Below are 26,271 nucleotides of genomic sequence, written 5' to 3'. Positions count from 1 at the left end.
TGAGCGTCCACCAGAACGTTCACGATCAGGCGACTCGCAAGATCAGGTGGTCGGTTTGGGCCGCTGCGTAGTTGAGTGCGGCGGTGATGTCAGCGTCTTCCAAGTACGGATAATCCGCCAAGATCTCGTCGCGCGAGGCACCCGCTGCAAGCATGTCCAAAATATCCTTGACGCGCACCCGCAGGCCTCGAATACATGGTCGACCTCCGCAGACCTCGGGATCAACGGTGATGCGTGCTAAGTCGGTCATGACGATGTCTCCAAGGGGAGATTCATAGTCCGGCCCCTCATAGCCCATACCGCTTAGCAAGATAGGCCAACTTGGGGTTTTCCTGCATCGCTTGTTCACTGAAGGATGGCTTTTGAAGCTTGCCTAGCCAACGTCGCGAAAAAGTTGGCTTGCCGGGGCGCTGTCGCTGTTCCGCTCGACGAGGAAACTGGCGAATCACCCGATAGGCGAGTCCCAAATACTCGCTATCGAGTTGATCGATCTCTGCCTTTACCTGTTCGCGACTGATCTTCTGTGTGGTCACATCCCGCTCCCAAAATGAATCTGTATGCAAGCTCGCGTTAACCCTTGGCGGGAAAGGCAAGCAGATTGGTAAACGGCTTGGTGTTCTTCCACCGATAGGTAAGAAAGTGCGAGAAATCGACGGCAGAGTTTGTGGTATTGATCGCGGCGGTCCATCAGGCCGAACCAGAACCCGGTGTCGATGATGATCATACTGGCCCACCGTGCTTCTGTGAGAAGTCAAGCTGCGCCTTATAGGTGGTCGATAACTGTTCGTCTGTCTCCAGGCAGCCGACCAGGCCTGCTTCCTCGAAGACTTCGAGTAGCGATCTTCGCTTGGCAGCGCCTCTGTCGCTATCAGCCTCGGTAACGCCTGGGCGGTCCTTGAAGAAGTCGAGCACCTCGCGCGCCTTCTCGGGCGGCAGGGTCAGGCCTTTCTGGTAGATGGTTTCGGCGAGCGTCATGGCGGCGATCTCTCAGAGTTGGCCGTTGCAGGCGCGGGACTGGAGCGAGGCGAACAGGGTGTCGAGTTCGGCGAGATGGGCGCGGAGGCGGGTCTTCTGGCGTTCGATGGACTCGACGATGGTGGCGAAATGGTGCTGGAGATCGAGCGGAGGGAGAGGGATGGGTGCAACCTTCAGTGCACCTACGTTGAGGTGTTTCTGAATCTGCCCTCTTTGCGCCCCCAGAGCCATCCGCTTGCCGCCCGGTGAGTTGAAGTAATGACAAAGGTACGCCGGGTTGATCACAGAGCGGTCAGGCGTCGCAATGAGAATATCAATCGCATTCACGCCGTCCAGTTTCTCGGGCACGATTGCAGCGGTGCCCGGCTGACCGGATCTAACCAACAAGATATCGCCACTCCACACTCGGGTTTTGGCGAGACGACCGGCATTATCCGCACTGGATACGAAAACGAGATCGTTCATTTCGATGTTGTTTGGACGCACGTTGAGCGATCTCAGTGCAGGGACGCCAGTCTTCACGTAGTACGACGCCGGCTTGACGACTATTCCGACAGTAATGCGGCTACAAACATCGGCGCCGTTCTGTAACGACCACCCCATGGGATTGGTAACAGGATCACCAAACAGATCGAGGAAGGTGGACTGAAGGAGCGTGTCGAGTTCGGCGAGGGACTCGCGGCGCTTGGCCCGCAAGGCGTCCGCCGCATCCAGAATCGCCGCAATCCGCTTCTGCTCGGCAAGGGGTGGGAGGGGGATTTCGATCTCTTCGACGATCTGCTTCGAAACCTCTTTGAAGGTCGCGCCTCTTCCGAGGTTCTGCAAATGATCCCGATGAACCGTTAACCACCAGAACAGGTAGCCCGAAAAGATGCGATCTCCCCGAGGCACCATGCTCTTGAAACCTTGGTTGGTGCATACTGGAAATGCGTTAATTGCAACAAGACCAATAGGTGCCCGTGAGCTGAAGAGCACCGATTCCGCAGGCAACATCCTCGCCGAGCAACTATTCAAACCAGCCTTGGTGATCTTGCGCGGGGTATCCAGGAGAACCTTGGAGTTGAGTTCGCTCAGATCCTTTGGGGTTACCCAAGGCACGTCACCATCCCAGTAGCTAGGGTTGGTCGTTTTCGGTGTTGCCCCCGAAACCACCTTACATACATCGCCGATTCTCGCGGTTGGCCAACTCACGCCAGTATCTCCAGCAGTTCTTTCCGCCCTTCTCGGCGATTGCCGTCCATAGCTTCACCGCCCGTGCCATATTCCATCCTTGAAGTATTCCCCATCAATCTTCCCTTCTTTCCTGGCCAAGCCTCTACAGATGCCTCACCTCCACCTACCGGGGCCTTACAGATAGGCGGAGAATGATGGGTGACATCGGTAATTTTGGAGCATGCATCGCCAAGGGTTCTGATCGTAATGATTGAATCAACCATAAACTTTACTGCGATGCCCAACCTTCAAAACCAATACAACAACTCGATCATCTTGAATGCGACAAACGACGCGGTGGTCGCGTATTCTGTAACGCCATAGACCCTGCAGCGCGTGGCGTAGGGCCTTGCCATAGCGACGCGGATTCTCGTCAACCGCGATGCGTTGTCGCAAAAAAGCCAGGATCTCGCGCTGTACCGATGGATCAAGGCGACGCAACTCGCGACGAGCGCGCTCATCCCATTCAATCGTCCAAGTCAAGCTCCTGCTCCAAATCCGCTTGGCTCCAACGTTGCGCCGGATTTGCGAGCCGCTTGATGGCTGTTTCCGAGTCCTGTTGCTCCTCGATAAAATCGAGAATTGCTCTCTGAGCGACCTCGTCGGGTGTTAGCCCGGCACGCATGGCGATCTTATACAGCTCGATTTCAGTGTCTTTCGGGAGTGCGATGGCCAACATAGATGGGTTCCTCCTCTGGTGTAGTGATCAATTCGTGGTCAACTCATTCAGCAATTTTTCCAACGCCTTTCGCCCCTCGGCAATCTCTTCCTCCAGTTTAGCCAACGGCTCCAGAATCACCTGCGGCGGGTCGTACTCCACCGATTCGTACTCGACCTCCTTTCTGGCTGCGGGCTGCGCTTGTCGTCGAGCGAGAAGCCGTCGGCGCAGATTTCGCGCAACACGTCTTGATCCTCTCGCATGATCTCCTCGGCGGTCCGCATTTGCCGCGTCAGCTCTGGGCTGTAGTGATTCAGTAAGACACCCTCAGGCGTTGCACTCAAGTATAAGGTGTCGCCTTCTTTCGCATGCAGCAGGGCGAGTGCTTGCGGCGGCAGGGTGACCGTGGCTGCATTGCCAATGGTTTTGATCTCAAGCGCAATCATGGGATTTTGATCCTCCCGGTTGAACGTCCAACACATGCCTGGGCTCTAGCTCGCGGGCTAGCGCTTCTTCACAGGGAAGCACGGCCAAATACTTCGAGGCAAACAACTGGCTCCAGCTGGCGGCTGCTCCAGCCTTGGTTGGCGGCCTCGTCGATATAGTAGGCGCGGGCCTCGGCGTCTTCGACGCGCATGATCAGCCGGTAGTGGCTCCAGCTCAATTCTCTACGCAGCGCGTAGAGTTTTTCCTCGGTCGGAAAGGCCAGATAGAACTGGCGGAAGTTGAACAGATTGGCGACGGAGAAACCCTTGCCGAACTCGTTCCCTAAGCGCCGAGACAGCTCGGGCATCAGTTGGCTGCCGTAGGTGGCCTTGGCCTGGCCGCCTTGCTCTTCCTCCACGATGCGCTGACCGATCTTCCAGTACGCATCGACCATGATGGGGTTGACACTGGCGTAAGTCCGGCCGCGCGCCTCGGCGAGAATGGCGCGGATGCGCTCGAAGAAGGCGTCGGGCGCTCCGGCGAGATCATGGGTCATTGCAGCAGCGCCTCCAACGCCTCCCGTCCTTCGGCGATCTCCGCGTCGAGCTTCGCCAACCGCTCCAGAATCACCGCCGGGGGGTCGTACTCCACGGCCTCGTACTCGACCTCCTTGTAGCGGTTGATCGACAGGTCATAGTCGTTACCGGCGATCTCGGCCTTGGGCACCAGGAAGCTCTGCTCGGTGCGTTTGCGCTCGGCCTCGGCGTCGTGCCCTTGTGCACGCAAGGCTTGCCAGCGGGCGAGGATGTCTGGCAGGTCGCTCTTGTCCGGCTGCGGGCTGCGCCTGTCGTCGAGCGAGAAGCCGTCGGCGCGCATGTCGTAGAACCAGACCTGGTCGGTGCCGCCCCTCGATTGCCCCACAGGGCCGGTCTTGGTGAATAGCAGGATGGCGGTGGAGACCCCGGCATAGGGCTTGAACACGCCCGAGGGCATCGAGATCACGGCGTCGAACTTCTGGTCCTCGACCAGGATCTGGCGCAGCGTCTTGTGCGCCTTGCTGGAGCCGAACAGCACGCCATCCGGCACGATGATCGCGGCACGTCCACCGATCTGCAGCAGGCGCAGGAACAGCGCCAGGAACAGCAGTTCGGTCTTTTTGGTCTTGACGATCTGCTGCAGGTCCTTGGCCGTGGATTCGTCATCGAGGCTGCCGGCGAAGGGCGGATTGGCGAGGATCAGCGAGTAGCGCTCGGCGTCGTTGCCATCATCGGAGACCGACTGCGCGAGCGAGTCCTTGTAGCGGATGTCCGGGTTCTCGACCCCGTGCAGCAGCATATTCATGCTGCCGATGCGCAGCATGGTGCTGTCGAAGTCGAAGCCGTGGAAGGTGTCCTCGTTGAAGCGCCGGCGCGAGGTCTCGCTCTTGTAGATGGCCTCGGCATGCTGTCTGCGCAGGTGCTCGGAGGCGGCGATCAGGAAGCCGGCGGTGCCGCAGGCCGGATCGCAGATGACATCGTTGGGCGTCGGCGCGGTCATCTCGACCATCAGCTTGATGATGTGGCGTGGGGTGCGGAACTGGCCGTTGGTCCCGGCCTGGGCGATCTTGCCAAGCATGTACTCATAGAGATCGCCCTTGGTGTCGGCGTCGGCCATGTCGATGGCGTCGAGCTGATCGACGACGTTCGCGAGCACGCGCGGGGTGGGCATCATGAAGATCGCATCGCGCATGTGGTGCGAGTAGGTGGAGTCGCCTTCCGCGTCGGTGCCGCCGCCTGGTCCGTTCCGGCTGCCGAGGGTCTTGATGAAGGGGAAGACCTCATCCTTGACCGTCGCGAACATCTGCTCCGGAGCGGTCTCCTTGAAGCGCGACCAGCGCAGCTTCGACTGATAGCTCTGAAAGATGGGCTCGTCGATCGGCTGGCCGGTGCGCGCGGCCTTGCGCTCGCGCAGGGTGTGCAACTCGTCGAGGCGTTTGATGAACAGCAGGTAGGTCAGCTGCTCGATGACCGAGAGCGGGTTGGAGATGCCGCCGGACCACATGCTGTCCCAGATGCGGTCGATCTTTGATTTGAGCTCTCCGGTGATCACGTCGGTTTTCCTTTCAAAGCATTCTGTGTCGGATCGCAAAACTTACAACGCGATCGATCCGGACTCTCAACCTCACAAGATGGTTGGGTTGCGCCGGGTCATCTTAGCGCCTGTCCAAGAAGGGCAGTCTCTGAGCCTCAGTGCTCACTGTCACGAGCTAGTGCGCGCCTTGCTCGCAAGACTGCAGGCAGGCCCACGAGGGCGCAGGCGAACGCTGGGCATCAGAACCAAAACTCCGGATACACCCCTGGAGACGCTCCGTGCGCGAATCCGCGCTGAGCATGGCAAGACGGCCGAGGCTGAGGCGAAAGACGGAGACCGGCCGGAGCCCTAATCCCGCGCCACCGGCAGCCCAGCATGACGCCACTCGGGCAGGCCATCGGCCAGGCGTCGGGCCTCGAAACCGGCCTCGCGCAGCGCCGCGACCGCCTCGAATGAGAGCACGCACCAAGGACCACGGCAATAGGCGACGACCTGTCGCTCCGGCGGCAGCTCCGCCAGGCGGGTCTTGAGCTGCTCGAGCGGGATGTTCAGGGCACCCGGCAGATGGCCCTGGCCGAACTCCTCGGACGGGCGCACATCGAGCACCGTCACCAACCCATCCTGCGCCTGTTCCAACAGCTCCGCTGCCGGCATCGGCTCGAGCGCATCACGCTGCAGCAAATACTGCGCCATCAGCTCAGCGACTGCATCACTGCGATCCTGGGCGATGCCGCGCAGCGCGGCGAGGGCATCCAGCGCCCGCTCATCACCGAGCGAGTAGCGCACATACTTGCCATCGCGACGCGCATTGACCAGCCCTGCGGCCTTGAGCTGCTGCAGATGCTTGGAGGTGTTGGCCACCGACAGCCCGCTGAGCCGCACCAGTTCCTCGACGCTGCGCTCGCCCTGAGCCAGGTAGTCGAGCAGCTCCAACCGTGCAGAATGTCCCAAGGCGCGGGCGATCACGGCCAAATGCTCGAACAGCTGTTGTTTGGGCGATGCAGACTGGGTCACGATGAGAGGCTGGCAAGGACGAGGCACCACAGTATAACGCCACGCGCCTTAGAACCCGCTCGCCATCCCTCGGCACTCAGCCTTCACCCCTCAGCTCCCACTCTTCACTGATCTAGTGGTTATGGCGAAGCCCCAACAGCGCACGCTTGCCGCCGATAAGGTGCTGGTGTTCTGAAGTATGCTCGTGTCCTCATCTGCCACTGGCGAGGTTGACGATGGCATTTGGAGACGATGCGCACTCTGGCTCTAACGCTGAGGGCGGACTCTGGCCCTCGGCCGATTATCAGGCTCAGGTCGAGCGCCTGCGGGCTGCCGTCGGCGAGCCGATCTATCTTGCCGAGTTGCGCGAGACCGATATCCAGCTCGGGGTCGTGCTTGGCCAGGTGCTGGGGCGCTCAGCCGCCGCTGCGCAGTCACAGCTCGAGTCTGCGCCAGCGCCCGCACCGCCAGCCGCAGGAGCGACGGCCCAGGCGCGGGACCATTCACCGCTAGTGGATGAGGACGACTGATGGCTGAATGGCGTACCGAGCGACAAAACCTGACTGATCCGCACAGAGGATCCGATGCGGACGTGACGCCAGCGAACGGGGGCCGCGATCTCGCGACGGATCTGCGCCAAGACCTGGCCCCGCGTCACCCGCCGTCTGATCGACAAGGACGTGATCGCCGTCGCTAGCGAGTGGATCGAGATCCGGGACCGAGAGGCGCTGCAGGACTACGCCGACGAGCTTTGAATTCGGCACGCGAGCGCGACGGCGACGCGGCATCGATACATACAAGCCCCGAGAACCGCCGACAAGTCACTGTTATCAAAGCGTCAATTCGGGCTTGACCATGACGGCGATCATCGAGCAGGCCAAGACCTGCCCGCCGCCGACCGAGCTGGAGCAGGGCGAGATCACCACCGGCTTCGCCCATGCCCAGGTCATGGCCCTGGCCGATCAGGTGGTCGACGCGGTCAAGACCGGCGCCATCAAACGCTTCGTCGTCATGGGTGGCTGCGACGGTCGGCACAAGGCGCGCAGCTACTACACCGATGTCGCCCAAGCCCTGCCGCAGGACGCCGTGATCCTGACCGCTGGCTGTGCCAAGTACCGCTTCAACAAGCTGGATCTCGGCGAGATCGGTGGCATTCCGCGGCTGCTCGATGCCGGGCAGTGCAACGACTCCTACTCGCTGGCGTTCATTGCGCTGAAGCTGAAAGAGGTGTTTGGGCTCGATGATATCAACGAGCTGCCGATCTCCTACGACATCGCCTGGTACGAGCAGAAGGCGATCATCGTGCTGCTGGCGCTGCTGCATCTGGGTGTGAAGCACATCCGGCTCGGCCCGACGCTGCCGGCCTTCCTGTCGCCGAACGTGGCCAAGGTGCTGATCGAGACCTTCGACATCAAGCCGATTGGCAACGTGCAGGAGGATGTCACAGCGATGATGGCGGCTGCTTGAGCGGCTGATCATCGCGCCTCGCTCATTCCCACTCCATCTCCTGAAACACCTGCTGGGCATTGCGGCCCTTGAGCGACGCGTACTCTTCCAGATCGGCGAATCGGGACTGGTCCAGGCTGCCGATCTGCGTGATATCGCCGCCGTCCTCCATGAAGGCGCCGACCGTCTCGCGCAGGAAGACCAGGTAGTCGAGCGTGTCGGCGCGGGCCTGGGCGAGGTCGGTGGCGGGGCCGTGCCCTGGGACCACGACCTCGGGCTCGAGCGCGGCCAGGGCTTCAAAGGCCTCGATCCAGTGCGCGCTGTTGGAATGCGAGCCGACCCGAAGCATGCGCCCGACATAGACGACATCGCCGCTGAAGGCGACACGCGCCTCGGGCAGCCAGACTAGGGTCTCGCCCGGGGTGTGGGCGGGGCCGACCATTTGCAGCTCGATGTCGGTGCCGCCGACGTTGAGGCGCATCTGATCCTCGAAGGTTTCATCGGCATAGACTGGCTCGGTGCCGGCCAGGCCTTTCATGCCGACCAGGTTTTGAAGCCTCAACCACTGCTCCTGCAGGCGCGCGCGCTGGTCCTCGACGGCGGCTTGGCTGGCGATGATGCGGGCGCCGCGCGCCTTGAAATAAGCGTTGCCGAGCCAGCGATGATCCTGCCCGCCGGTGTTGATCACCAGCTTCACCGGCTGATCGGTGACCTGCTGGATCAGCGCCTTGATCGCTGCGGCGCCCTTAGCGCTGCCACCGGCATCGATCAGCACCACGCCGGCGTCGGTGACGACGAAGCCGAAGGTCGCGTTGTTGCCGAGGTTCTCGGGCGTGCGGTTGCCGAATGGGCCGACAATGGCATAGAGGCGATCGTTGATCGGTTGCAGGCGCAGGCCGGCGTCCTCGTCTGCCGCTGGCGCGATGCTGGCGAGTAACATGAGCGCCGGCAGCATCAACCGGGATAGCCACGTTAAAGTGGGCATCGGTGTCTCCTAATCGTTTGAGTGATGTCGTCTTGGCCAGTCCTCGGCCGGGATCGGCTTTGAAATGGTCGGCATCGGCAACCGCGCCAAGCCCAGATCATCGAGCAACACATAGAGCGCCGGAATCACTAGCAAGACTAGCACCGTCGCACTGAGCAGCCCAAACACCACCGAGATCACCAACGGCTTGATCGCATCGGCCTGGGAGCTGGTCTCGGCGAGCAGTGGTGCCAGACCGGCAATGGTGGTCAGCGAGGAGATCAGGATCGCGCGCAGCCGCTGACGGCTGGCCTGGCCCGCAGCGGCCGCGGCAGAGAGTCCCTGGGCACGGTTGGCGTTGATGAACTGGATCAGCAGGATGGCGTTGTTGACGACGATACCAGCCAGCGAGGCGGCGCCGATCAGCGACGGCATCGATAGGTAATAGCCCATCAGCACATGGCCCCAGATGGCGCCGATGAAGGCCAGCGGGATGGTCAGCATCACGATCAGCGGCTCGACATAGCTACGGAACTGGAACGACAGGATGACGAAGATGCCGAGCAGGCCGATCAGCAGTCCACGGCGGATCGAGCCGCCGGTTTCGGCGGCGTTGGCGACCTGGCCCTCGAACTGCACCTCCACCTGCGGATGGCGGGCTTGGAAATCGTCCAGCCAACGCACGCGCAGGTCGCTGACGATGGCCTGACCGCTGGCCAGCCGGGCATCGACATCGGCGGCGATCGTCAGCGTGCGGCGGCCATCGATGCGGGTGATCCGCGCCCAGTCGCGCAGCTCGCTGACCGTTGCCACCGCGCTGAGCGGCACGCGCTGGCCATCGGCGAGTTGGATCGTCTGGTCGGCCAGGTCATCGAGATCATCGCGGTCGTCCTTCGCCTGGCGTACCAGGATCTCGATGTCCCAGGCGCCGATGCGCTGGCTGTCGGCGATCTCGCCGAGCCAGGCCGCGCGCAGTTGCGCGGCGACCTCCTCGGCGGTCAGCCCCAGCCCATGGGCGCCCTCGGCGAGCCGATAGCGGCGCTGCGGCTTGCCGGGGCGCAGATCGTCGATGACGTTGAACACCGCCTCATAGCTGGCTAGCTGTTCGCTGGCCTCCAGCGCGGCGGCCTTGAGCGCGTCCAGATCCTCGCCCTGCAGGCGGATCTCGACCGGGATGCCCGCCGGGCCGAAGCCGGGCTCCTGGATCAGTAGACTATGGATGCCGGCGATCGGGCCGATGGCCTCACGCCAGGCCTCGGTCAGCGTATCCAGGCTCAGCGTGCGGCGCTCGGCGGCGAGCAGATCGACGATGACGGTCGCGACATGGGGGCCGGCCTCCCGGGCGCTTGGGTTGTGATTGAAGCGGGTCTGGATGGCCTCGACCAGCACGGCGCCGTCGGGCTGCTGCGGGCTCAGCTCCGCATCGAGTTGGCGCATCGCCGCCTCGACCTGCGCCGCGATCGCCTCGGTGCGCGCCAGCGGGGTGCCCTGCGGCATCAGAATGCGCGCCTCCAGCACATCACCGTCGATCGAGGGCATCGCCTCGCTGCCGATGTGGCCACCGGCGACGAAGCCGACCGAGCCGATCAGCACCAGCAGCTCCAGGCCCAGCACCGCATAGCGGGCGCGGATCGCCGCATCGGCGATGCGGCCAACGCGCTCGCGCAAGGCCGCGAAGCCCCGCTCAAAGCCGCGCCGCAACCGCGACTCGGATGCACCCTGCAGGCTGTTGACGCTGCCCTTGAGGTGATGCGGCAGGATCAGGAAGGCCTCGATCAGGCTCGCCGCCAGCGCCGCGATCAGGACGATCGGCAGCACCTGCAGCACCGCGCCCAACTCGCCGGCGAGGAATGACAGTGGCAGGAAGACCGAGACCGTGGTGAGGAAGGAGGACAGCACGCCGGGCAGGACTTCGCGGGTGCCGGCGACGATGGTGTCGAGCGAGGAGGGGGCGGGGGCGGACGCATCGCTCGCTGGGGCGTCGGATTGCGCGCTCGCCCGCGCGGCAATGTTGTCGGTGATGACGATGGCATCGTCCATCACAATGCCGATCGCCATCAGCAGCGCCACCAGCGTGATCATGTTCAGCGATAGCCCGGTCAAGGCCATCACCACAAAGGCCCCGGCGAAGGCCGCCGGCAGCCCGAGCACCGCCCAGAGCGCCAAGCGCGGGCGGAAGAACAGACTCATCACCAAGACCACCAGGAGCAGCCCCATCAGCCCGTTGCTGACTAGCATCCGCAGCCGATCACGCACGATGCTGGTCATGTCCTGGGTCAGGGTCAGTTGCATGCCGGTGCCGAGCCGCACCTGCTCCTCGGCGACCAGGGCCTCGAGCGCCGCGAACACCCGCAGCGCATCGTCGCGCAGCCCCTTGCTGACCTCGAGCACCAGCGCGCGCTCGCCGTTGAAGTGGATTTGCTCCTCGGCGCGCTCGCCGACCTGCGAGAGCTTGGCGAGCTGGCCCAGGGTCAGCTCGCCACCCTCGGCATCCGCCACCACCACCAGATCGGCCAGCGCACGCAGCGAGCGGCGTTGATCGGTGAAGCGCAGCAACAGCTCACGGTCGTTCCCTTCCAGGATGCCGAGCGGCAGGTCGATGTTCTGACGGGCGATCAGTTGCGCTAGCGCGCGCGCCGAGAGTCCGTGCTGGGCGAGCAGATCGCGCGGTACCTCCACCTGCCACTGGCGTTGCGACAGGCCTTGGATCTGCACCTCGGCGACACCGGACAGGCGCAGGATGCGGTCTTCGAGACCGCGCGCGACCTCCTCGAGCTGCGCCAGCGGCAATGCGCCGCTGATCGCGACCGCCGCGACCAGATCGCTCTGATGCAGCGAGCGCACGATCGGGGTCTCCGCACGCGCCGGCAGATGGCGGATGGCACGCACGGCGGTCTCGATGTCGCTGCGAAAGCGCAGCGCGTCGCCGCCAGGCTCCATGGTCGCGGTGGCGTTGGCGAGGTTGTCCTGCGCGACGCAAATCAGCTCATCGAGAAAATCGACCGCCTTGAGTGCATCGCGCAGACGCCGGCAGATCGCCTCCTCGACATCGGCGGCGCTGGCACCGCGGTATTCGACCTCGATGCCGACCTCGGTCGGGCGGTAGTCGGGGAAGGTCTCGCGCTGCAGGGTCGGCGCGGCGAACAGACCAGCGGCCAGCAGCAGGAGCAGCAGCAGGTTGGCCGCGGTCGGGTGGGCCGCGAACCAGCGGATCATGGGGTGGCTCCCACCAAGGGCGTTTGTGCTGGTTGCGGGGCTTGAGCGGGAGCTTGAGCCTCGTCTTTTAATCGGGCCTCAAGTGCCGGATCAGGGCGAGGGTTGACCTGCATGCCATCGATCGCCGGCAAGGGTTCATCGACGATGACGCGATCGCCGGGCGCGAGGCCAGCGGCGATCACGGCGAGGCCGCCCTGCTCAAAGGCAACCTCGACCGGGGTGCGCCGGAATCGATCCTCAGCATCGAGGCGGTAGACCAGGCGCGTTCGATGACCTTCGCGTGAGCCTGCCAGCGGCTGATCCCCGTCGGCGTGCTTGGCGTCTTCTGTGGCGGGATGCACAGCCGCCGCCGGCACCACCAATTGCGGCTCAGGACTGGCCGCAGACAGCCTAACCTGGGTCAGCATGCCGGGTTGCAACGGCGGGCGATCGGGTGGGCTGGCGTCGCGATAGGGATGCGCAACCCGCACCACCACCCGCGCGCTACGGGTCACTGGGTCCAGGCCACTGGCGACCCGGGTCAGTTCAGCCGGCCAGCGCACCTGTTCGTCGCCGACCAGGCGCACCTCGGCGCTGACGGCGCTGAAGTCCATCCGTTCATCGAGACGCCGCGTCTCGGGAATCGGCGCGTTCGGCATGTTAGGCGCGGCAGCGACCGTCGCGACACTGCCGAGCAGTCGGCGCAGCATGCCAAGCGGGATCTGCGCCTCGACCTCGGCCGCCGCCAGGCTGTCGGCGCTGAACAGCTGTTGGCCCGGCGCGATGTACTGATGCAGTTCGACATCGACCTCGGACAGGCGCAGCGCATAGGGCGCCTCGAAACGGGTATCGGCGAGATCTTGCTTGGCCTGCGCCAGCAGCACGGCGGCGCGCGCCTGTTGCGCGGCCAGTTGCTGACGACGGGAGGGGATGAGGGATAGCTCGTTCTCCAAGGTCGCCACCGCACGGCGTTGGGCGGCGCTGGCGCGGCGCTGCTCGTCGAGCTGCGAGCGCGAGGCCGAGCCGCTCTTGGCGAGCTCTTCGATACGCGCGAGCTCCTGTTCGGTCAGGTCCAGCCGCTCCTGCTCGAGCGCGAGCAGGCGGCGCGTGCTCTCGGCCTCTACCTCGAGCTGGGCCTGCTCGGCGGTCAGGCGCTCGCGTTCGGCCTCGGCCTCGGCGATAGCCAACTGGTAGCGGCTTGGGTCGAGCGCGAGCAACAGGGTGCCGGCCGGCAGCAGGTTGCCGCTTTCCAAATCCGGGTGACGCTCGACCACGCGCCCGGCGACATTGGCCACCGCTTGCCAGCGCTCGGCCGAGCGCGCGGTGCCAAGGCCGCGCGCCTCGATCCGTAGGGTGACGGGTTGCAGTTCAATGACGCCCAGCGTCGGCGCCGGTGCTGAGCTGTCGCTGTGTTGCGGCGCTCGGGCATGGCTGATCAAGAACGCGGCCAGAGCGATGCCGCCGCCCAGCCCGAGTAGGATCAGCAGTCCACGGCTGAGTGAGGTCAGGATGGGCTTCATGGTTGGTCGTGTTCCTTTGTGTTGGTCCTTCGCCGAGTCTTGGTGCGGGCCAGAACCCGCGCCAAGCTGGGCACCCGGCGCAGCTTATCGAGCAGATGGCGCAGCGCTAGCCAGGGGTGGCGCAAGGGCATGCGCGGGCCGGCATAGCGCATCACCGCGCGCACCTGCTCACGTTTGACGGCGCTGTAGCAGTGCACCTCGCAGCGGTTGCAGACCGGTTTCTCTTCTTGGAACGGGCAGCTGGCGAGGCGCTGATGGGCGTAGAGGCGCAGTTGCTCGCATTCGGCGCAGTGGCGAGTGCCGGGTCGATGGTGGAGACGATGGTGATCCCGGCAATAGATGGCGAGCATCGCATCGATGGTGCGCTGCTCGTGGCGGATTCTGGGACCAACGCTGGAGCCAACGCTAGGGCCGACGATGCCAGAGCGAGCGCTGGAGTCGATGCCGGGCTCAGCAGGCTCAGCAGGGTTGGGAGCCAAGGGCTTGCTCATCGAAGATCCGGTGACAGGGAAGGGGCGGCGTCGTGATCCCCGAAACGTCCATTGAGCCTGCAGCAAAGCGTCCGATCCTTGATCGGAGTCAAGCGGCATCTGGTCGTGGTGCCGATCGCTCGGCCGGTTACCTTGGAGCCTTGAAGGAATGGCGCCGACGGAGTCGGTCGCTTCAGATCGGCCGACCATCAACGCGCGGTGCCAGCAGCATCGGCCCGATGACGACCAGGAAGGCGGCGAAGGCACCGCTCCAGAGTAGGCCCGAGAGCAGCATCCAGCTGTTGTACTGCGCCGGCCAGAGCAGCGGAAATGCGACTCGGATCAGCGCCGCGAGGTTGATCGCGACGAAGGCGGCTATCATCGACGGTGGCGAGACCATCGCCCGGCCGGTATGGCCCAAGGTCACGCGCACCATCATGCCGAGGGTGAAGACGCCGATCGCACCGGCGGTCAGCGCGTGCAGGGCGACATTGGACGCCATCAGACCAAGCTCGGCGCCGGCATCCAGGATCAACCCAACGATCAGCCAGAGCGCGCCCGCGTAGAGCACGGCGAGGATCGGAATCCGCCAGGCGCGCCGATCATGCCAGCCGGCGAGGCGGGCGATCAGGCTCAGCGCGAAGGCGAGGGCGGCGATGGCCTTCAGCGCCGGCCAGGGACTGATCAGATCGGCGGTCAACCAGGCGCCTGCAGCGACGAAGGTGGTCACCTCCAGCCACTGCGATGATTTGGGCTCGGCGTCGTTGATCGCCGCTTTGGTAAAGAAGGGCAGCACCCGGCCGGAGACGATCAGCAGCGTGATCAGCACCAAGCCGAGCATCAGGCTGTCGGCATCCAGCAGTTCTGCCGGCACCGCGCCGGCCGCACTCAGATGGCTCCAAGCTGCGGCAACGGCCATCCCGCCCAAGATCAGTAGAAAGACGCGATTGACCGGATTCGGTCCGTTCCACAGCGGCTTGCGCATCGACCAGGCCAGCGCCAGCGGGAAGGCACCAGCCAGCAGGGCATCACCCCAGACCGGCAGCGCCAGCCAGGGCAAGGCGCGCGCGATCAGCCACAGCAGCACCAGCCCCGCCAGTTCGGTGCCAGACGCGGTGTTCTGTCCAGTCCAGTTGCGCACCGCCGTGAGCAGGAAGCCTGCGACTACTGCCAGCGTGTAGCCATAGAGCATCTCGTGGGCATGCCAGGCACTGCCGGCAAAGCGCAGATTGATCGGCAACAGCCCGTGCAGCATCGCCAGCCAGGCCAGCAGCGAGAGGCAGTCGATCGCGCCAGCGGCGAGGAAGAACGGGCGGAAGCCAAGAGACAGCAACGGGTATGGATTGGGCATGGGCCGGGATTGGGTATCAGGTAAACATGTCCGCTGTGATGTTGCGATACCAGTCGAGGGCGAACTGCACCTCGATCGCCCGGGTGCGCGCATCGGCATCGGGCGCGGACAGCCCACCGGCGCCAGGCACCGAGACGATCTCGCCATCCTTCAGCTCATAGACACCGGCCACCGAGATGCCGTGATCGGGCGCCAGGATGCTGTAGCAGGTGTTGACGTAGGAGGGCGCGGGTGGCGATTCGCCATTGATCGCGGCGGCCACCGCCATGGCGCAGACCTTGCCCTGAGAGTTGGCCGAATAGCCGGACTTGGGCATGGCGCCGGCGATGGCGGCATCGCCGATCACATGGATGTCGGGCTGCAGCGTCGAGGCGAAGGTCTGCTGATCGACCGGACACCAACCACTGTCGTCGACCAGCCCGTTGTCGACGGCGATCTGCGCGGCGCGCTGGTGCGGGATCAGGTTGATCACATCGGCCTGGAAGTCCTCGACCACACCGGTTAGGGTCATGCTGTCGGGGTCAATGGCCTCGATGGCGCCGCCGGCGGCCGCCGAGACCCATTCGACCATGTCGCCGTAGTGCTCCTTCCAACCGGCCTGGAACAACCCCTGCTTGGAGAAGGCATCCTTGGCGTCGTAGATCATCACCTTGGATTTCGGCTTGTGATGGCTGAAGTAGAGGGCGATCTGCGCGGCCCGCTCATAGGGGCCGGGCGGGCAACGGAACGGATTCGGTGGTGCGACGATGGCGCAGACGCCGCCATCGGGCATGGCCTCGAGCTGCTTGCGCAGCAGCAGGGTCTGCGGGCCGGCCTTCCAGGCGTGCGGGATGCTCGAGTCGGCCAGCTCGGCGCTCATGCCGTCGATGGCGCCAAAGTCGAACGCGACCCCGGGCGAGAGGATCAGCTTGTCGTAGTTGTAGCGGGCGCCGCCCTTGCCGCGCACGAAGCGCTGCTCGGGGTCGATCTCGATGATCTCATCGCCCATCACCGCGATGCCGCGACGCGTCAAGCCCCGATAATCGAAGGTCAGGCTGTCGATGTCGCGCTCGCCGGACAGGACCTCGTTGCTGAGCGGGCAGGAGACATAGACCGGATTGCGCTCGATCAGGGTCACGCGCAGGTCCGGGTCGGCCATCGTCAGATACTTGGCGGCGATAGCGCCGCCGTAACCGCCACCGACCACGACCACGCGTGCCTTGGGCGTGTCGGCACGGAGGATGGCTGGGGCGCCCAGTAGACCGACCGCCGCGGTTCCCGCCGCTGCGCGGCCGACCGAGCCCAGAAAGCGTCGACGGGAGGGATTTATCGGTTGTGCGCTCATTTTTGGCTCTCGTAGTAGTGGGCGAGGGCTTGGATCTCGGCATCCTCGAGCACCTGCACGCGCTCGGCGCCCTGGCGCTTCTTGCAGCTGGCGCCGCGGGCGCGACAGGTCTCCAAGGCGTAGGCGATATAGGGTCCCCATTGACCGGCGAGCCGCGGTGAGCGGGCATCCTGGCCGCGACCGCCATCGGTATGACAGGTCTCGCAGCGCTGCTGGTGGATCAGCTCGCCCTGGTAGGCCAGCTCGCCGTCGATCGGTCGCTCGGTCGAGACCCAGGGCTGGGAGGCGAAGAAGCTGGCGATGGCGGCGATCTCCTGATCGCTGTAGCCGCGCATGATGCGGCCCATGATGGTCGATGGGCGCACATCGTCCTTGTAGTCCTCGAGCACCTTGAGCAGATACCCCTTGTCCATGCCGGCGATGGTCGGCATCACCTCGCCGGCGCTGGCGCCCTCGGTGCCGTGGCAGCCGGCGCAGGTGTGAGAGAGCATGGCCGCGGAGCGGACGCCCTCGGCCTGTGCTGTAAAGGCGCCGCCGGCGAGCAGCAGCGCAAGTAACCAGGAAAGGGTCTGCAGCCTGGGGCGCAACCGTGTAACAAACGCCAGCCGAGGTCGTTGGCTGAGCGGTCGATCAGGGTCGGGGCAGCGATTATTCATGGAGGCATCTCCTCACAGCACTCTTGGGGTCTCTGCGCTAGTGTGGCGGCTGCCTCGAGTAGGTTCTTGATACATCTCAAGCCTGTGAAAACGCACCTAAATCGATTGATAGATGTCAATCACAGTGGCAACTTAGTCGCCTTCTAAGCGCATCCTGCTCAGTGCGCTCAAGCCTGCCTGTTTAGTCTTTCGTCGGAGCTGACCATGAAGCCTGCCATCCTGTTCGTCGCTCTGCTGCTAGCGGTGATCCTGATCCAGTCGTTCAGTCGCACAAGCGCTGAGCTTGACCCCGTCTTGGCGGCACGTCTGGCTCAGCTTGAGGCACGCACCGAGCTATTGACGAAACGGTTGGCGCGCGTCGAACAGGCGGCGCAGGCTGTCCCTCCAACAGATCAGCTCGCTGCCGCGAAGCCTGCAACGACAGCAACGAGCATGGGCTCGCCGGTTGATTGGCGCCTCGGCGCCGGGCTGCAAGGCGAACCGCTTAGGGTCGCTGCGCAGACCTTTGATCAACGCCGCGGACGCGTCGAGGTCTTGCTGGAGATCAAGGCACCGCTGGCGGATGCCGACGCTTGGCCGCGCCAGCCGGGGCTGCAGGTGCCGGTCATCATGATCGCCAGGGACAGCAGCGGTGCCGTTGCCGCCGAGCAGCCTCTGACCCTGATGCGCGGTGCGAGTCAGGAGCCAGGCGCCTATCTGCATCTCGGCGCTGAGCTATCCGAGCAAACTGCGGATCGCGTGCAGGTGATCGAGCTCCACCAGAGCCAATGATCGCGCGGTAAAATTGGCACCTTGGCACCAAGGGCAGCCTCGTGGAGTAGACCGGTCTGAACCTCTGATCTCGAAGCAGTCTAGGCCATCGTCGCACTGCTCCCGGCGTGCAGCCGCGGCCCAAACGCTAGCCGCTGGGCTGTTCCTAATTTTGCTGTCGATCATCAGGGGTAGGCTGGCGTGAATGAACGCGGCGCCTGCATTCTGTCCGCATCAACAGCAAGGGCGTTCTGTGCGTCCATCTCGGCGCCATCCAGCCCCCCAAGCCGACGCAATTGCTCGAGCGAGGGAATCCGAATCCGGCGGCGCTCGACCTCGACGAGCCCGCGCCGGGCCAGCCCATGCAGCTCGCGCGAGAAGGTTTCAGCGGAAAGATTCAGGCTCGAGGCGACCACGGTCTTGGCTGCCGGCAGCTCCAGGGTCGCGCGATCCGGCGCATCCTCATCGCTCTGGGCATCGCGCAGCAGCATCGCCGCGACCCGTTGCGCGGCCGAATGCAGGCAGCAGGCCTCCAGATCCGCGATCAGCCGCTGCGAGCGTTCGGCGACCAAGCCCAGCATCAGATGCGCGACCTCGGGCCAGCGCTCGATGGCGCTGCGCACGCGCTTCAGATCGACAACCATCAGCCGGGAATCCATCAAGGCCTCGGCGTGCAGCGCACAGGGCCGTCCAAGGAAGGCGGCTGACTCGCCAAAGGTGCGCCCCGGGAGAACGATGTCGAGCACCCGCTCGGCGCCCTCTGCAGACAGCAGCGAGAGCTTGATCCGGCCACGCAGCAGCAGATGAAACCCGTCCAGTGTTTGACCGCGCTCACAGAGTACCTGTCCGCGGGTCGCGGTGCGTTGATGGCAGCCTGCGGCGAGATAACGCAAGCCATCGGCTGGCACTGAGGCAAAGCCGGGTGCGGTCTCCAGCAGCGGCAGGCAGGTCTTCTCGCGGTCGGCGTGGTTCATGGCGATGGCCGGTCAAGCTTGATTCAGCTCAAGCCTAACCGGTCGGGGCGAGGGTGCAAGCCAGTGAACATCCGACCAAAGATGTGCGGGTTACCCCCTTTTGGGTAGAGAGGGTCTTGTCTAGACGCTTGTTTTTCTTGGCGATGACCTGACCGCTTGAAGGCTCGGCCCGGGCCGAGTAGGAACCTCCCGCTTTTTGGAGGTAGTCCTCTTTCGCTCCCCGTCGGCTTGGCGTAGAACCTCCATCCATGCTGTCGACCTCGGCCTCTCCAAGACACTCGCTCCTGCTGACCATCGGCCTGCTGATGGGCTTGATCCTGGTCCTTGGTATGGCGGCGATGATCGGCGCCATGCTGGTCGCACAAGTCAATCAGGGCATGGCCTCGGCGGTGAACCAATCCGGCACGCTGCGCATGCAGTCCTACCGCATCGCGGCGGTGCTCGCGGACTCGACGCTGCCGGCCCGCGCGCGAGCCGAGCGCGCGCGGCAGCTGGCCGATGAGCTGGAGCAGCGCTTGGCGAGTCCACGACTGACCAAAGCGCTCCCGAACGCGGCGACCGATCCGCTGCGCATCGCCTATGAACAGGTTGCCGAGCGCTGGCGCCAGCGGATGCGCCCGGCGCTCAACGCCGAGGCGATCGCGAGGGACGAACGGGGCTATCGCGCTCAGGTCGATGCGTTCGTTGAGCAGATCCATACCCTGGTACGCAGGCTTGAGGACCGCGCCGAACAGCGCATCGATGGGCTGGCTTGGATGCAGGCCGGCGCCCTGGGGCTGACCCTGCTGGCGGTACTGGTGACCCTGTTGTTAGTGCAGCGGCGCCTGGTGCGACCGCTCGACGCCCTGTTGCAGTGCGCCGAGCGGGTGCGGCAGGGCGACTTCTCGGCGCGGACCGGTTTCGTTGGTGAGGATGAGCTTGGGCGACTCGGTGCGGCGATGAACCTGATGACGCGCGGCCTCTGGAACATCTACAACGAGCTCGAAGAACGGGTCGCCGAGAAGACCCGGGATCTGGCGCGCAGCAACCATTCGCTGCAGCTGCTCTACCGCACCAGCCGTGCCTTGGATGGCGCCATGATCTCGGATCAGACCCTGCGCGCGGTGTTGCTTGACCTCGAACGGGAGTTGAAGCTCGCGTCAGTGACGCTCTGCTTGCGGGATCGGTGCAGCATGACCGGAGCGCCGACGGGCAACGCACTTGGCGGCCAGCCGAGTGGCGACGCTGCCGACGACGCCATTGGCGACCCAGTTGGCGAGACGGTCGGCAACCTGATCCGCGATGCAATGGGTGATGCCGGCAGTGATGCCTCAGGCGATTCGGTTGGCGATTCGGGACTCTGCATCGGAACTAGCCAGCATTTGGATGCGGCAGGCTCGCCGATCAGCGCGGACCCGCCTGGGAGCCCCTGTGCCCTCTGTGCCGTGGCGTCGACAACGCAGAACGGCTCGATCATCGCGGTCGCGGTGGCCGATCAGGACCGCCGCTATGGCACCTTGCGGGTGGTTTGCCGCGACGGGGTGCCGCTCGAGCCCTGGCAGCAACCGCTGCTCGAAGCCTTGGCCATGCAGCTGGCGACAGCCTTGAACCTGCAGGGCCGCATCCGCGAGAGTCGCCGCCTGGTGCTGCACGAGGAGCGCAGCATCCTCGCGCGCGAGCTGCACGACTCGCTGGCGCAGTCGTTGTCGTATCTCAAGATCCAGGCCATGCGGCTCGATGGCGCGATCAAGGCGCCAGCCGCGAACGGGCAGCCGCCGCCAGAGGCCATCCTGGGTGAATTGCGCGAAGGCATCAACAGCGCCTACCGGCAACTGCGTGAGTTGCTGACGACCTTCCGGCTCAAGATCGACGGCCAGGGGCTGGAGACCGCACTCGCGCAGACCGTCGACGAGTTCCGTTTGCGGGGTGATCTCGTCATCGTGCTCGATGATCAACTGCCGTCCAGCCTGCTGTCACCGAATGAGGAGGTGCATGTGCTCCAGATCGTGCGCGAGGCCCTCTCCAATGCGACGCGCCATGCGCGGGCTCGTACTGTGAAGGTGCGTCTGGAGGCGGATGCCGACTTCCAGGCGGTGCGGGTCGAGGTTCGCGACGATGGCTGCGGTATCAACTCGACCGAGCCCCGGCGCGGGCACTATGGGCTGAGCATCATGCGTGAGCGCGCGAGCAGTTTGGGTGGCGAGCTGACCGTCGATTCAGAGGCTGGGAAGGGGTCGTGCGTATTGTTGTGCTTCCGTTCCCGCTCACGTGCTCAGGTCTAGGGTCATCTCCCACCGCCATGGCCTCTCCCGACACTCAGCCTAAGCCGCCGGCAGCAGAGCGATCAACATGAAGACAATAGCCACTGAGCAACAGCAGCCCACGCGCGTCCTGTTGATCGACGATCATCCGCTCTTTCGCAAAGGCGTCGCCGATCTGCTCGCGCTGGAGCCGAGCCTCTGTTTGGTGGGGGAGGCCGCGGATGGTCAGGAGGGGGTTCGGCTCGCCGCCGACTTGCAACCGGATCTGATCCTGCTCGATCTGAACATGAAGGGCTGGGATGGCATCGAAACCTTGCGCCAGCTGCGCGCGGCGCCGGCGACAGATCCGGTCCCGTCTCAGGACGCCCGCGTCCTGATGCTCACTGTCTCGGATAACGAGACCGATGTGGTTGCTGCCTTACGAGCCGGAGCCGATGGCTACCTGCTCAAAGACATGGAGCCCGAGGAGATTCTCGAGCAATTGCGCGAGGCGATGCGCGGGCGTCTGGTGATCAGCCCGCAGTTGACCGATCTGCTCGCCCGCGCGCTACGCAGCCACCACGGGCCGATGGGCCTTGATGAGGCCGGTCTCACACAGCGCGAGCGCGAGGTGCTGGAGCTGCTGGCAAAGGGCTTCAGCAACAAGCTGATCGCCCGGGAGCTTGACCTCGCGATCGGCACCGTGAAGGTCCATGTCAAGCATCTGCTGAAGAAGCTCGGCCTGCACAGCCGCGTCGAGGCTGCGGTCTGGTGTTTGAATGCGCGTGATGGCGTCAGACCTGCGCGTGAACGGCCAGTGTGAGTCTGAATCGGGAAGACGTTGATGGACGGGTTCTCAGGGGTGATGCGCCGACGCGGTCTGCTCGATGCGGGCGAGGAGGGCGTCGATGTCGGTGCGCTTAGCCGGATTCAGCCGCTTGGCTTCGGTCAGGGCGGCTTTGGCGGGGCCTGCCTGTTTCAGGTGCAGATAGGCAACGCCGAGGCCGATGAAGGCGCCGGCGTTCTGACTGTCGCTGCTGATGGCCTGCTGGAATTGGTCGATGGCGCTGCTGTACTCCTGGCTGAGCAGATAAGCACCGCCGAGGCGCGTGTGCGCGAGACTGGATGAGGGGTCGGCGGCGATCGCGTCGTCCAGTGTCGCGATGGCGGCCTGAGTCTCGCCGCGCGTGAGTTGCGCTTCGGCCTGCTCGATCAGGGCGCCGACGCTGTCGGCTGGGTTGGTGGGGCTAGCAGGGTTGGCAGAGCTGCCCGGACTGGCGACGGGGCCGTCAGGGCTTACTGGGCTGGTTGAGCTTGCTGCGCTCGCTGGGGCCGATTCAGCGAGGCCTTGTTCCGTAGCCAAGGCGATGGCCAGCGTGAGTACGGTACCAGTGGTGATCAGTCGCAGTGCGTTGTGCATGGCGTTACCTGAGGGCAGTCTTTCGAGCGGCTATCTTGGACGGTGAGTCACTCCACTGCGCCGACCCGGCGATCAAGCAGTCAAACGCAGTGGAGCGTCTCGGTCTCGGCCAGCAGCGGTTGGCTACTTCAGCGCCCCTTCCCCATAACGCGCCTCAAAGCCCTTGCGCACGGTCTCGATCTGATCCTTGCTCATGCCGTTGAAGTACCAGTCGTGACCGTCGATCGGCTTGAAGTGCTTCTCGAGCAAGGCGACGGCGTACTCGTCGTTGCCGTCCTTCTTGATCACCACCTCCTTGAGCTCCGGAATCCACTTGAAGTAGGCATGCTGGGCGACTTCGTACATGCCGTGCCACCAGGTGTAGTCGGGGCCGCTCATCGAGGCGCCATGACGGGCGCGACGGCCCTCGTGATGCCAGATCTCCCACCAGGTCCATTCGATCTTCTCATCGAATGGCGCGGGGGTGATGTAGCCCTGCTCCTTGAGGTCATCCATCGTCGCCGCGATCGGCTTGGCAAACTTCTCGTTGTAGAGATCCACCACGTTGTCGAACTGCGAGTAGTGGCCGTCGATCACGCTCTTCTCGTGGCAGGCGTAGCAGATATCCTCCATCTTGCCGCGACGGTCTTCCCAGGTCAGCACCTCGACCACGGTCGAGTCCTTGGCCTCGTCGCCCACGGCAGGGATCGGCTGGCCCTCGGGGACGTCGAACTCTTGCCCATTCTCGAGCTTGACCAGGTTGATCTTGGTCGAGATCGGTGGCCGCAGGGTCCAGGAGATGCGCTCACCGACATTGTGCGTCGAGGCCTCATGCGGGGAGGCGCTCATGTGGCAGGTCGCGCAGGTGGGGGCGGCGCTGTAGTCGATACCGGCAACCCACTTATCCGACTCGAGATTCATCTCGTCGACCTTGGCGCGGTAGATGATGCCGTGCTTGGACTCGTTGTAGACCTCGATCTGCGGATGATCGGGGCCAACATGGCACTTGCCGCAGGTATCCGGCGTGCGCGCCTGCGCCTTGCTGAAGCGATGACGACCATGGCAGGCGGTGCAGGCGCCGAGGCTGCCGTCCGGGTTGATGCGCCCGATGCCGGTGTTGGGCCAACTGCCGGGCTTGGGTCGACCCAGGTCCTTGCTGCGGCCGTCGGTGATGAACTCCAGCTCGCCGCCATGGCATTGCTTACAACCGGCATTCACCGCAGCTGGACCACCGACCACCTCGCCGAGCAGGTTGTCGAGCGAGCCCAGGATCTGGCCGGCCTTGGCGTGGTGCGAGCCGTCCATCTCCTCGAATTCCTTTTGATGACACTTGGAGCAGTCCTTGGGGGTGACGACGATCGAGACATAGGTGTCTTCGTGCTTCCAGGCGTCGATGTCACCTTCTTGCGCTTGATGGCAGTCTAGGCAGGTGACGCCGTTCTGACCGTGTTGGCTGTGGTTCCATTCCCAATACAGGCCCGGGTTCTCACCCATGTGGCAGTCGACACAGGCCTGCCCCTTAGGGTCGCCCCAGTCGACGCCGGGTTGTCCGGCCGGACGCACGGCATGGGCGTTGGCGGCGACCAAGAGGCTGACGATCGCGATTAACAGCGGGCTGAACAGGCCGGCGCGCGGGCCCGAGCGAAGTCTCGACATGGTGCACTCCTCGATCTTATCTGGCGGTCATGAGCAGCTGGATAGCGCGCCCCTCACATATTCTCGTGATGGGGTGGGCGGGCGGTTCGAGGCCCGTGCCGGGAGGCATCCTCATTGAGCGTGAAGAGGTCGTCCGGGTCGGTCCTGACTCCATGCTGTGCGAGCAAGGGCTTACAAACCTTGATCCGTCTCATGAATGGCAGACGAGCAAGTGGGTCAGTGCAACTCTTTGATCGATATCAAGCGTGAGCTAAATGGGTTGTCTTGAATCGAGAGCTACTGCCTTTGGTCCAGTTGCAGCAGGTGGCCTACGGCATGATCAATGCCCGGCTTGGCGGTACTCGACCTCAAGCGACGGCAGGACCCAGGTCGGACGAACGGCCGTGCCCGCTCTGCCGGATGCAGGCGTCAACCCGGTACCGACCAAAACCGCATCGATGCCCGCTGCCCGCGCACCAGCGATATCGGTGGCGAGCTGATCGCCGAGCATCACCAACCGCGTGACACCGAGCTGGCGACGGGCGATCTTAAACAGCGCCGGCGCGGGCTTGCCGAGGCGCACGAAGCCGATGCCCTGATCGGGCCACCGCTCGCGGATGATGGCCTCGAGCATCGCCGCCAAGGCCCCGGCGGTGAGGCCGATCCGCCCGGGCGCCACCGGATAGACCAAGTCGGGCGGGATTGCAGAGCAACAGCCGCAACGGCAGGCCGGCATCGAGCCGACGCAGCAAGAGGCTCGCGGCCAGGTCCATGTGCTCGGGCCAGCGCAGATCCTGCTGATCGGCGATGATGAGCGACTCGGCCTCGAGCGCCTCCTCGAACGGTACTGGGATGATGCCCGCACGCTCTGCATAGCGGCGCGCACCTGGGGGACACAGTATCAGCGCTCCTGATTATTAACTAGGCTCAGCCAATACTAGGAGCCGATGCGGCATCGGTGGCGTGCGCGCCGCAGCCCAGCCCAGGCGCGGCAGCATTGCTGCGAGATCGAAGCGGCGGTTAAAGCGATAGCAGAACTCCCCGAGGTAACGCGGCAGATGTTTGCCGCTGGCCTGATGGTAAGCCCCGTGCAGGCTGTTTTTGACGTTGCCGATGACAGTGTTGAGCCACTGCAACTCGGGGATCGCCATGCGGCGGTAGCCGCCACCGGTGACCACGGGTTGATGCTCGAAACCGGCGGTCGCGATGCCACGAAAGCAGGCGAGACCGTCGGTGACGACAATGGCGTCGGGATCGAAGTGGCGCTTGGCGAAGCGCTCGGCCTCCGCCTTGCGAAAGCCTTTGACCTTGCCGAGACGCAGCCCGATCGGGTGATCGTCATCGTTGCGGGACAACGCGGCGATGAACGGGGTCTTGGTCGGTGAGCCGCGGCCCGGTTTGCTCGCGTGAGCGTCCCCGCCCCAGTACACATCATCGACTTCGATGACGCCGCTGAGCGGAGTCTGCTCGTCGCGCTCTTTCATCACCTGCAGCAACTTATGCTTCACACGCCAGGCGCTGAGGTAGGAGACGCCAAGATGGCGCTTGAGCTCCAGGGCTGAGAGGCCGTTTTTTTGTTGCGTCACCAGGAACATCGCCAGCCACCAGGTGCTCAGCGCCAGCTTGGTCGAAGCAAAGATGGTCCCGGCTGTCAGCGAGGTCTGATGACGGCAGTGGCGGCACTGCAAGAGCGCTCGGGTGCGCAAGCGCACCGGTTCGTGTTGATGGCCGCAGCTCGGGCAGACGAACCCCTGTGGCCAGCGTGCGCCCTCAAGGACCCGCTGGCACTGTTCCTCAGTCCCGTAGTCCGAGAGAAACTGCTGTAAACTCAAACCCTTCTGAAACTGGATCTTGTTCTGTGCCATCGCTTATCTCCGGCTGGTTGCCCTCTTGGAAGTCTAGACTAGAGCAGCAATTCCCGGTGAAAGTCTATTCGGCAGGCTTTAATGTCATACTCTCAGTACGCCATTGTGACTGGCAAGGGTCCACCCTCAACACGATCAGTTGCTTTAAATAGATTCGTTATTTTAGACG

Annotated in this window: 28 protein-coding genes; 5 read left to right on the top strand and 23 right to left on the bottom strand. The window is 64.2% G+C overall.

Annotated features, from left to right (window positions below; all coding sequences use genetic code 11):
- Positions 1 to 25: 25 nt before the first annotated feature.
- The 11 genes from CCR82_RS04235 to CCR82_RS04185 all read right to left on the bottom strand — a co-directional run bounded on the left by CCR82_RS04235 (position 26) and on the right by CCR82_RS04185 (position 6,355).
- Entirely contained in the window at positions 26 to 250 is a 225-nt protein-coding gene (locus tag CCR82_RS04235; RefSeq protein ID WP_201244168.1) for a DUF433 domain-containing protein, read from the bottom strand.
- 37 nt (positions 251 to 287) lie between these two features.
- A complete protein-coding gene (locus CCR82_RS04230; protein WP_201244167.1) occupies positions 288 to 533 on the bottom strand; it encodes a hypothetical protein in 246 nt (81 codons plus the stop codon).
- On the bottom strand, positions 530 to 724 hold the full coding sequence (locus CCR82_RS04225; protein WP_201244166.1) for a hypothetical protein: 195 nt from the start codon (positions 722 to 724) through the stop codon (positions 530 to 532). Before CCR82_RS04225 ends, CCR82_RS04230 begins: the two co-directional genes overlap by 4 nt.
- Entirely contained in the window at positions 721 to 975 is a 255-nt protein-coding gene (locus CCR82_RS04220; RefSeq protein WP_201244165.1) for a hypothetical protein, read from the bottom strand. Before CCR82_RS04220 ends, CCR82_RS04225 begins: the two co-directional genes overlap by 4 nt.
- Positions 976 to 987: 12 nt before the next feature.
- The gene (locus tag CCR82_RS04215) at positions 988 to 2,166 is read right to left on the bottom strand and encodes a restriction endonuclease subunit S (protein ID WP_201244164.1); all 1,179 of its coding nucleotides are present in this window, start codon (positions 2,164 to 2,166) and stop codon (positions 988 to 990) included.
- Between the two features lie 237 nt (positions 2,167 to 2,403).
- Positions 2,404 to 2,670 carry a type II toxin-antitoxin system RelE family toxin gene (locus CCR82_RS04210; protein WP_201244163.1) on the bottom strand — a complete coding sequence of 89 codons (267 nt, stop codon included), beginning with the start codon at positions 2,668 to 2,670 and terminating at the stop codon, positions 2,404 to 2,406.
- The gene (locus CCR82_RS04205) at positions 2,654 to 2,866 is read right to left on the bottom strand and encodes a YlcI/YnfO family protein (RefSeq protein WP_201244162.1); all 213 of its coding nucleotides are present in this window, start codon (positions 2,864 to 2,866) and stop codon (positions 2,654 to 2,656) included. Before CCR82_RS04205 ends, CCR82_RS04210 begins: the two co-directional genes overlap by 17 nt.
- 116 nt (positions 2,867 to 2,982) lie before the next feature.
- Positions 2,983 to 3,327 (bottom strand): AbrB/MazE/SpoVT family DNA-binding domain-containing protein, encoded by a 345-nt coding sequence (locus CCR82_RS04200; RefSeq protein ID WP_201244161.1) that lies wholly within the window; start codon positions 3,325 to 3,327, stop codon positions 2,983 to 2,985.
- Between the two features lie 32 nt (positions 3,328 to 3,359).
- Positions 3,360 to 3,827: a DUF1016 N-terminal domain-containing protein gene (locus CCR82_RS04195; protein ID WP_201244160.1), complete on the bottom strand. Its 468-nt coding sequence runs from the start codon at positions 3,825 to 3,827 to the stop codon at positions 3,360 to 3,362.
- A complete protein-coding gene (locus CCR82_RS04190) occupies positions 3,824 to 5,359 on the bottom strand; it encodes an N-6 DNA methylase (protein ID WP_201244159.1) in 1,536 nt (511 codons plus the stop codon). The genes CCR82_RS04195 and CCR82_RS04190 overlap by 4 nt, the downstream gene beginning before the upstream one ends.
- Before the next feature lie 330 nt (positions 5,360 to 5,689).
- Positions 5,690 to 6,355 (bottom strand): metalloregulator ArsR/SmtB family transcription factor, encoded by a 666-nt coding sequence (locus tag CCR82_RS04185; protein ID WP_201244158.1) that lies wholly within the window; start codon positions 6,353 to 6,355, stop codon positions 5,690 to 5,692.
- Positions 6,356 to 6,570: 215 nt separating this feature from the next.
- On the opposite strand from CCR82_RS04185, the gene CCR82_RS04180 reads away from it, so the two are divergent.
- On the top strand, positions 6,571 to 6,864 hold the full coding sequence (locus CCR82_RS04180; RefSeq protein WP_201244177.1) for a hypothetical protein: 294 nt from the start codon (positions 6,571 to 6,573) through the stop codon (positions 6,862 to 6,864).
- A gap of 319 nt (positions 6,865 to 7,183) precedes the next feature.
- Positions 7,184 to 7,801 (top strand): anaerobic carbon-monoxide dehydrogenase catalytic subunit, encoded by a 618-nt coding sequence (locus tag CCR82_RS04175; RefSeq protein WP_276570527.1) that lies wholly within the window; start codon positions 7,184 to 7,186, stop codon positions 7,799 to 7,801.
- Positions 7,802 to 7,823: 22 nt separating this feature from the next.
- On the opposite strand, the gene CCR82_RS04170 is transcribed toward CCR82_RS04175, so the two are convergent.
- The 7 genes from CCR82_RS04170 to CCR82_RS04140 all read right to left on the bottom strand — a co-directional run bounded on the left by CCR82_RS04170 (position 7,824) and on the right by CCR82_RS04140 (position 17,260).
- Positions 7,824 to 8,765: an MBL fold metallo-hydrolase gene (locus CCR82_RS04170; RefSeq protein ID WP_201244157.1), complete on the bottom strand. Its 942-nt coding sequence runs from the start codon at positions 8,763 to 8,765 to the stop codon at positions 7,824 to 7,826.
- Positions 8,766 to 8,774: 9 nt separating this feature from the next.
- Positions 8,775 to 11,960, bottom strand: a complete 3,186-nt coding sequence (locus CCR82_RS04165) for an efflux RND transporter permease subunit (protein WP_201244156.1) — start codon at positions 11,958 to 11,960, stop codon at positions 8,775 to 8,777.
- On the bottom strand, positions 11,957 to 13,459 hold the full coding sequence (locus tag CCR82_RS04160; protein ID WP_201244155.1) for an efflux RND transporter periplasmic adaptor subunit: 1,503 nt from the start codon (positions 13,457 to 13,459) through the stop codon (positions 11,957 to 11,959). The genes CCR82_RS04165 and CCR82_RS04160 overlap by 4 nt, the downstream gene beginning before the upstream one ends.
- On the bottom strand, positions 13,456 to 13,950 hold the full coding sequence (locus CCR82_RS04155; protein WP_201244154.1) for a nitrous oxide-stimulated promoter family protein: 495 nt from the start codon (positions 13,948 to 13,950) through the stop codon (positions 13,456 to 13,458). The genes CCR82_RS04160 and CCR82_RS04155 overlap by 4 nt, the downstream gene beginning before the upstream one ends.
- A 172-nt stretch (positions 13,951 to 14,122) precedes the next feature.
- The gene (locus CCR82_RS04150; protein ID WP_201244153.1) at positions 14,123 to 15,280 is read right to left on the bottom strand and encodes an NnrS family protein; all 1,158 of its coding nucleotides are present in this window, start codon (positions 15,278 to 15,280) and stop codon (positions 14,123 to 14,125) included.
- A gap of 16 nt (positions 15,281 to 15,296) precedes the next feature.
- Positions 15,297 to 16,604 carry an NAD(P)/FAD-dependent oxidoreductase gene (locus CCR82_RS04145; protein ID WP_201244152.1) on the bottom strand — a complete coding sequence of 436 codons (1,308 nt, stop codon included), beginning with the start codon at positions 16,602 to 16,604 and terminating at the stop codon, positions 15,297 to 15,299.
- Complete coding sequence (locus tag CCR82_RS04140; protein ID WP_201244151.1) at positions 16,601 to 17,260, bottom strand: c-type cytochrome; 660 nt, start codon at positions 17,258 to 17,260, stop codon at positions 16,601 to 16,603. The genes CCR82_RS04145 and CCR82_RS04140 overlap by 4 nt, the downstream gene beginning before the upstream one ends.
- A gap of 204 nt (positions 17,261 to 17,464) precedes the next feature.
- On the opposite strand from CCR82_RS04140, the gene CCR82_RS04135 reads away from it, so the two are divergent.
- Positions 17,465 to 18,031, top strand: coding sequence for a hypothetical protein (locus CCR82_RS04135; protein ID WP_201244150.1), 567 nt, complete (start codon positions 17,465 to 17,467; stop codon positions 18,029 to 18,031).
- Between the two features lie 164 nt (positions 18,032 to 18,195).
- Here CCR82_RS04135 and CCR82_RS04130 read toward each other — a convergent pair whose 3' ends face one another.
- Positions 18,196 to 18,984 carry a Crp/Fnr family transcriptional regulator gene (locus tag CCR82_RS04130; RefSeq protein WP_201244149.1) on the bottom strand — a complete coding sequence of 263 codons (789 nt, stop codon included), beginning with the start codon at positions 18,982 to 18,984 and terminating at the stop codon, positions 18,196 to 18,198.
- Positions 18,985 to 19,232: 248 nt separating this feature from the next.
- On the opposite strand from CCR82_RS04130, the gene CCR82_RS04125 reads away from it, so the two are divergent.
- Together CCR82_RS04125 and narL are read left to right on the top strand one after the other, a co-directional pair.
- Positions 19,233 to 21,245: an ATP-binding protein gene (locus CCR82_RS04125; protein WP_201244148.1), complete on the top strand. Its 2,013-nt coding sequence runs from the start codon at positions 19,233 to 19,235 to the stop codon at positions 21,243 to 21,245.
- 67 nt (positions 21,246 to 21,312) lie between these two features.
- Entirely contained in the window at positions 21,313 to 22,026 is a 714-nt protein-coding gene (gene narL / locus CCR82_RS04120) for a two-component system response regulator NarL (RefSeq protein ID WP_201244147.1), read from the top strand.
- Positions 22,027 to 22,059: 33 nt separating this feature from the next.
- Here the strand turns inward: narL and CCR82_RS04115 are convergent, their stop codons facing one another.
- From CCR82_RS04115 to CCR82_RS04100, 4 genes are all read right to left on the bottom strand, one after another.
- On the bottom strand, positions 22,060 to 22,623 hold the full coding sequence (locus tag CCR82_RS04115; protein ID WP_201244146.1) for a tetratricopeptide repeat protein: 564 nt from the start codon (positions 22,621 to 22,623) through the stop codon (positions 22,060 to 22,062).
- Positions 22,624 to 22,746: 123 nt separating this feature from the next.
- The gene (locus tag CCR82_RS04110; RefSeq protein WP_201244145.1) at positions 22,747 to 24,258 is read right to left on the bottom strand and encodes a multiheme c-type cytochrome; all 1,512 of its coding nucleotides are present in this window, start codon (positions 24,256 to 24,258) and stop codon (positions 22,747 to 22,749) included.
- Positions 24,259 to 24,577: 319 nt separating this feature from the next.
- Entirely contained in the window at positions 24,578 to 24,973 is a 396-nt protein-coding gene (locus CCR82_RS04105) for an HAD-IA family hydrolase (RefSeq protein ID WP_201244144.1), read from the bottom strand.
- Between the two features lie 181 nt (positions 24,974 to 25,154).
- Positions 25,155 to 26,102 (bottom strand): IS1595 family transposase, encoded by a 948-nt coding sequence (locus CCR82_RS04100; protein WP_201244143.1) that lies wholly within the window; start codon positions 26,100 to 26,102, stop codon positions 25,155 to 25,157.
- Positions 26,103 to 26,271 lie beyond the last annotated feature (169 nt).

The organism is Halochromatium salexigens, assembly GCF_016653295.1.
GTDB classification, from domain to species: domain Bacteria; phylum Pseudomonadota; class Gammaproteobacteria; order Chromatiales; family Chromatiaceae; genus Lamprobacter; species Lamprobacter salexigens.
Note: the sequence above shows the minus strand (reverse complement) of the source record. Positions and strands in the feature narration are given on the sequence as shown.

Bases quoted from the DNA above. Each gene is read 5' to 3' on its own strand.
- CCR82_RS04155 (WP_201244154.1), bottom strand. From the start codon at position 13,950: ATGAGCAAGCCCTTGGCTCCCAACCCTGCTGAGCCTGCTGAGCCCGGC.
- CCR82_RS04145 (WP_201244152.1), bottom strand. From the start codon at position 16,604: ATGAGCGCACAACCGATAAATCCCTCCCGTCGACGCTTTCTGGGCTCG.
- CCR82_RS04195 (WP_201244160.1), bottom strand. From the start codon at position 3,827: ATGACCCATGATCTCGCCGGAGCGCCCGACGCCTTCTTCGAGCGCATC.
- CCR82_RS04180 (WP_201244177.1), top strand. From the start codon at position 6,571: ATGGCATTTGGAGACGATGCGCACTCTGGCTCTAACGCTGAGGGCGGA.
- CCR82_RS04100 (WP_201244143.1), bottom strand. From the start codon at position 26,102: ATGGCACAGAACAAGATCCAGTTTCAGAAGGGTTTGAGTTTACAGCAG.
- CCR82_RS04200 (WP_201244161.1), bottom strand. From the start codon at position 3,327: ATGTGTTGGACGTTCAACCGGGAGGATCAAAATCCCATGATTGCGCTT.
- CCR82_RS04170 (WP_201244157.1), bottom strand. From the start codon at position 8,765: ATGCCCACTTTAACGTGGCTATCCCGGTTGATGCTGCCGGCGCTCATG.
- narL (WP_201244147.1), top strand. From the start codon at position 21,313: ATGAAGACAATAGCCACTGAGCAACAGCAGCCCACGCGCGTCCTGTTG.
- CCR82_RS04160 (WP_201244155.1), bottom strand. From the start codon at position 13,459: ATGAAGCCCATCCTGACCTCACTCAGCCGTGGACTGCTGATCCTACTC.
- CCR82_RS04125 (WP_201244148.1), top strand. From the start codon at position 19,233: ATGCTGTCGACCTCGGCCTCTCCAAGACACTCGCTCCTGCTGACCATC.
- CCR82_RS04220 (WP_201244165.1), bottom strand. From the start codon at position 975: ATGACGCTCGCCGAAACCATCTACCAGAAAGGCCTGACCCTGCCGCCC.
- CCR82_RS04110 (WP_201244145.1), bottom strand. From the start codon at position 24,258: ATGTCGAGACTTCGCTCGGGCCCGCGCGCCGGCCTGTTCAGCCCGCTG.
- CCR82_RS04105 (WP_201244144.1), bottom strand. From the start codon at position 24,973: ATGCCGGCCTGCCGTTGCGGCTGTTGCTCTGCAATCCCGCCCGACTTG.
- CCR82_RS04150 (WP_201244153.1), bottom strand. From the start codon at position 15,280: ATGCCCAATCCATACCCGTTGCTGTCTCTTGGCTTCCGCCCGTTCTTC.
- CCR82_RS04130 (WP_201244149.1), bottom strand. From the start codon at position 18,984: ATGAACCACGCCGACCGCGAGAAGACCTGCCTGCCGCTGCTGGAGACC.
- CCR82_RS04115 (WP_201244146.1), bottom strand. From the start codon at position 22,623: ATGCACAACGCACTGCGACTGATCACCACTGGTACCGTACTCACGCTG.
- CCR82_RS04235 (WP_201244168.1), bottom strand. From the start codon at position 250: ATGACCGACTTAGCACGCATCACCGTTGATCCCGAGGTCTGCGGAGGT.
- CCR82_RS04135 (WP_201244150.1), top strand. From the start codon at position 17,465: ATGAAGCCTGCCATCCTGTTCGTCGCTCTGCTGCTAGCGGTGATCCTG.
- CCR82_RS04225 (WP_201244166.1), bottom strand. From the start codon at position 724: ATGATCATCATCGACACCGGGTTCTGGTTCGGCCTGATGGACCGCCGC.
- CCR82_RS04140 (WP_201244151.1), bottom strand. From the start codon at position 17,260: ATGAATAATCGCTGCCCCGACCCTGATCGACCGCTCAGCCAACGACCT.
- CCR82_RS04165 (WP_201244156.1), bottom strand. From the start codon at position 11,960: ATGATCCGCTGGTTCGCGGCCCACCCGACCGCGGCCAACCTGCTGCTG.
- CCR82_RS04205 (WP_201244162.1), bottom strand. From the start codon at position 2,866: ATGTTGGCCATCGCACTCCCGAAAGACACTGAAATCGAGCTGTATAAG.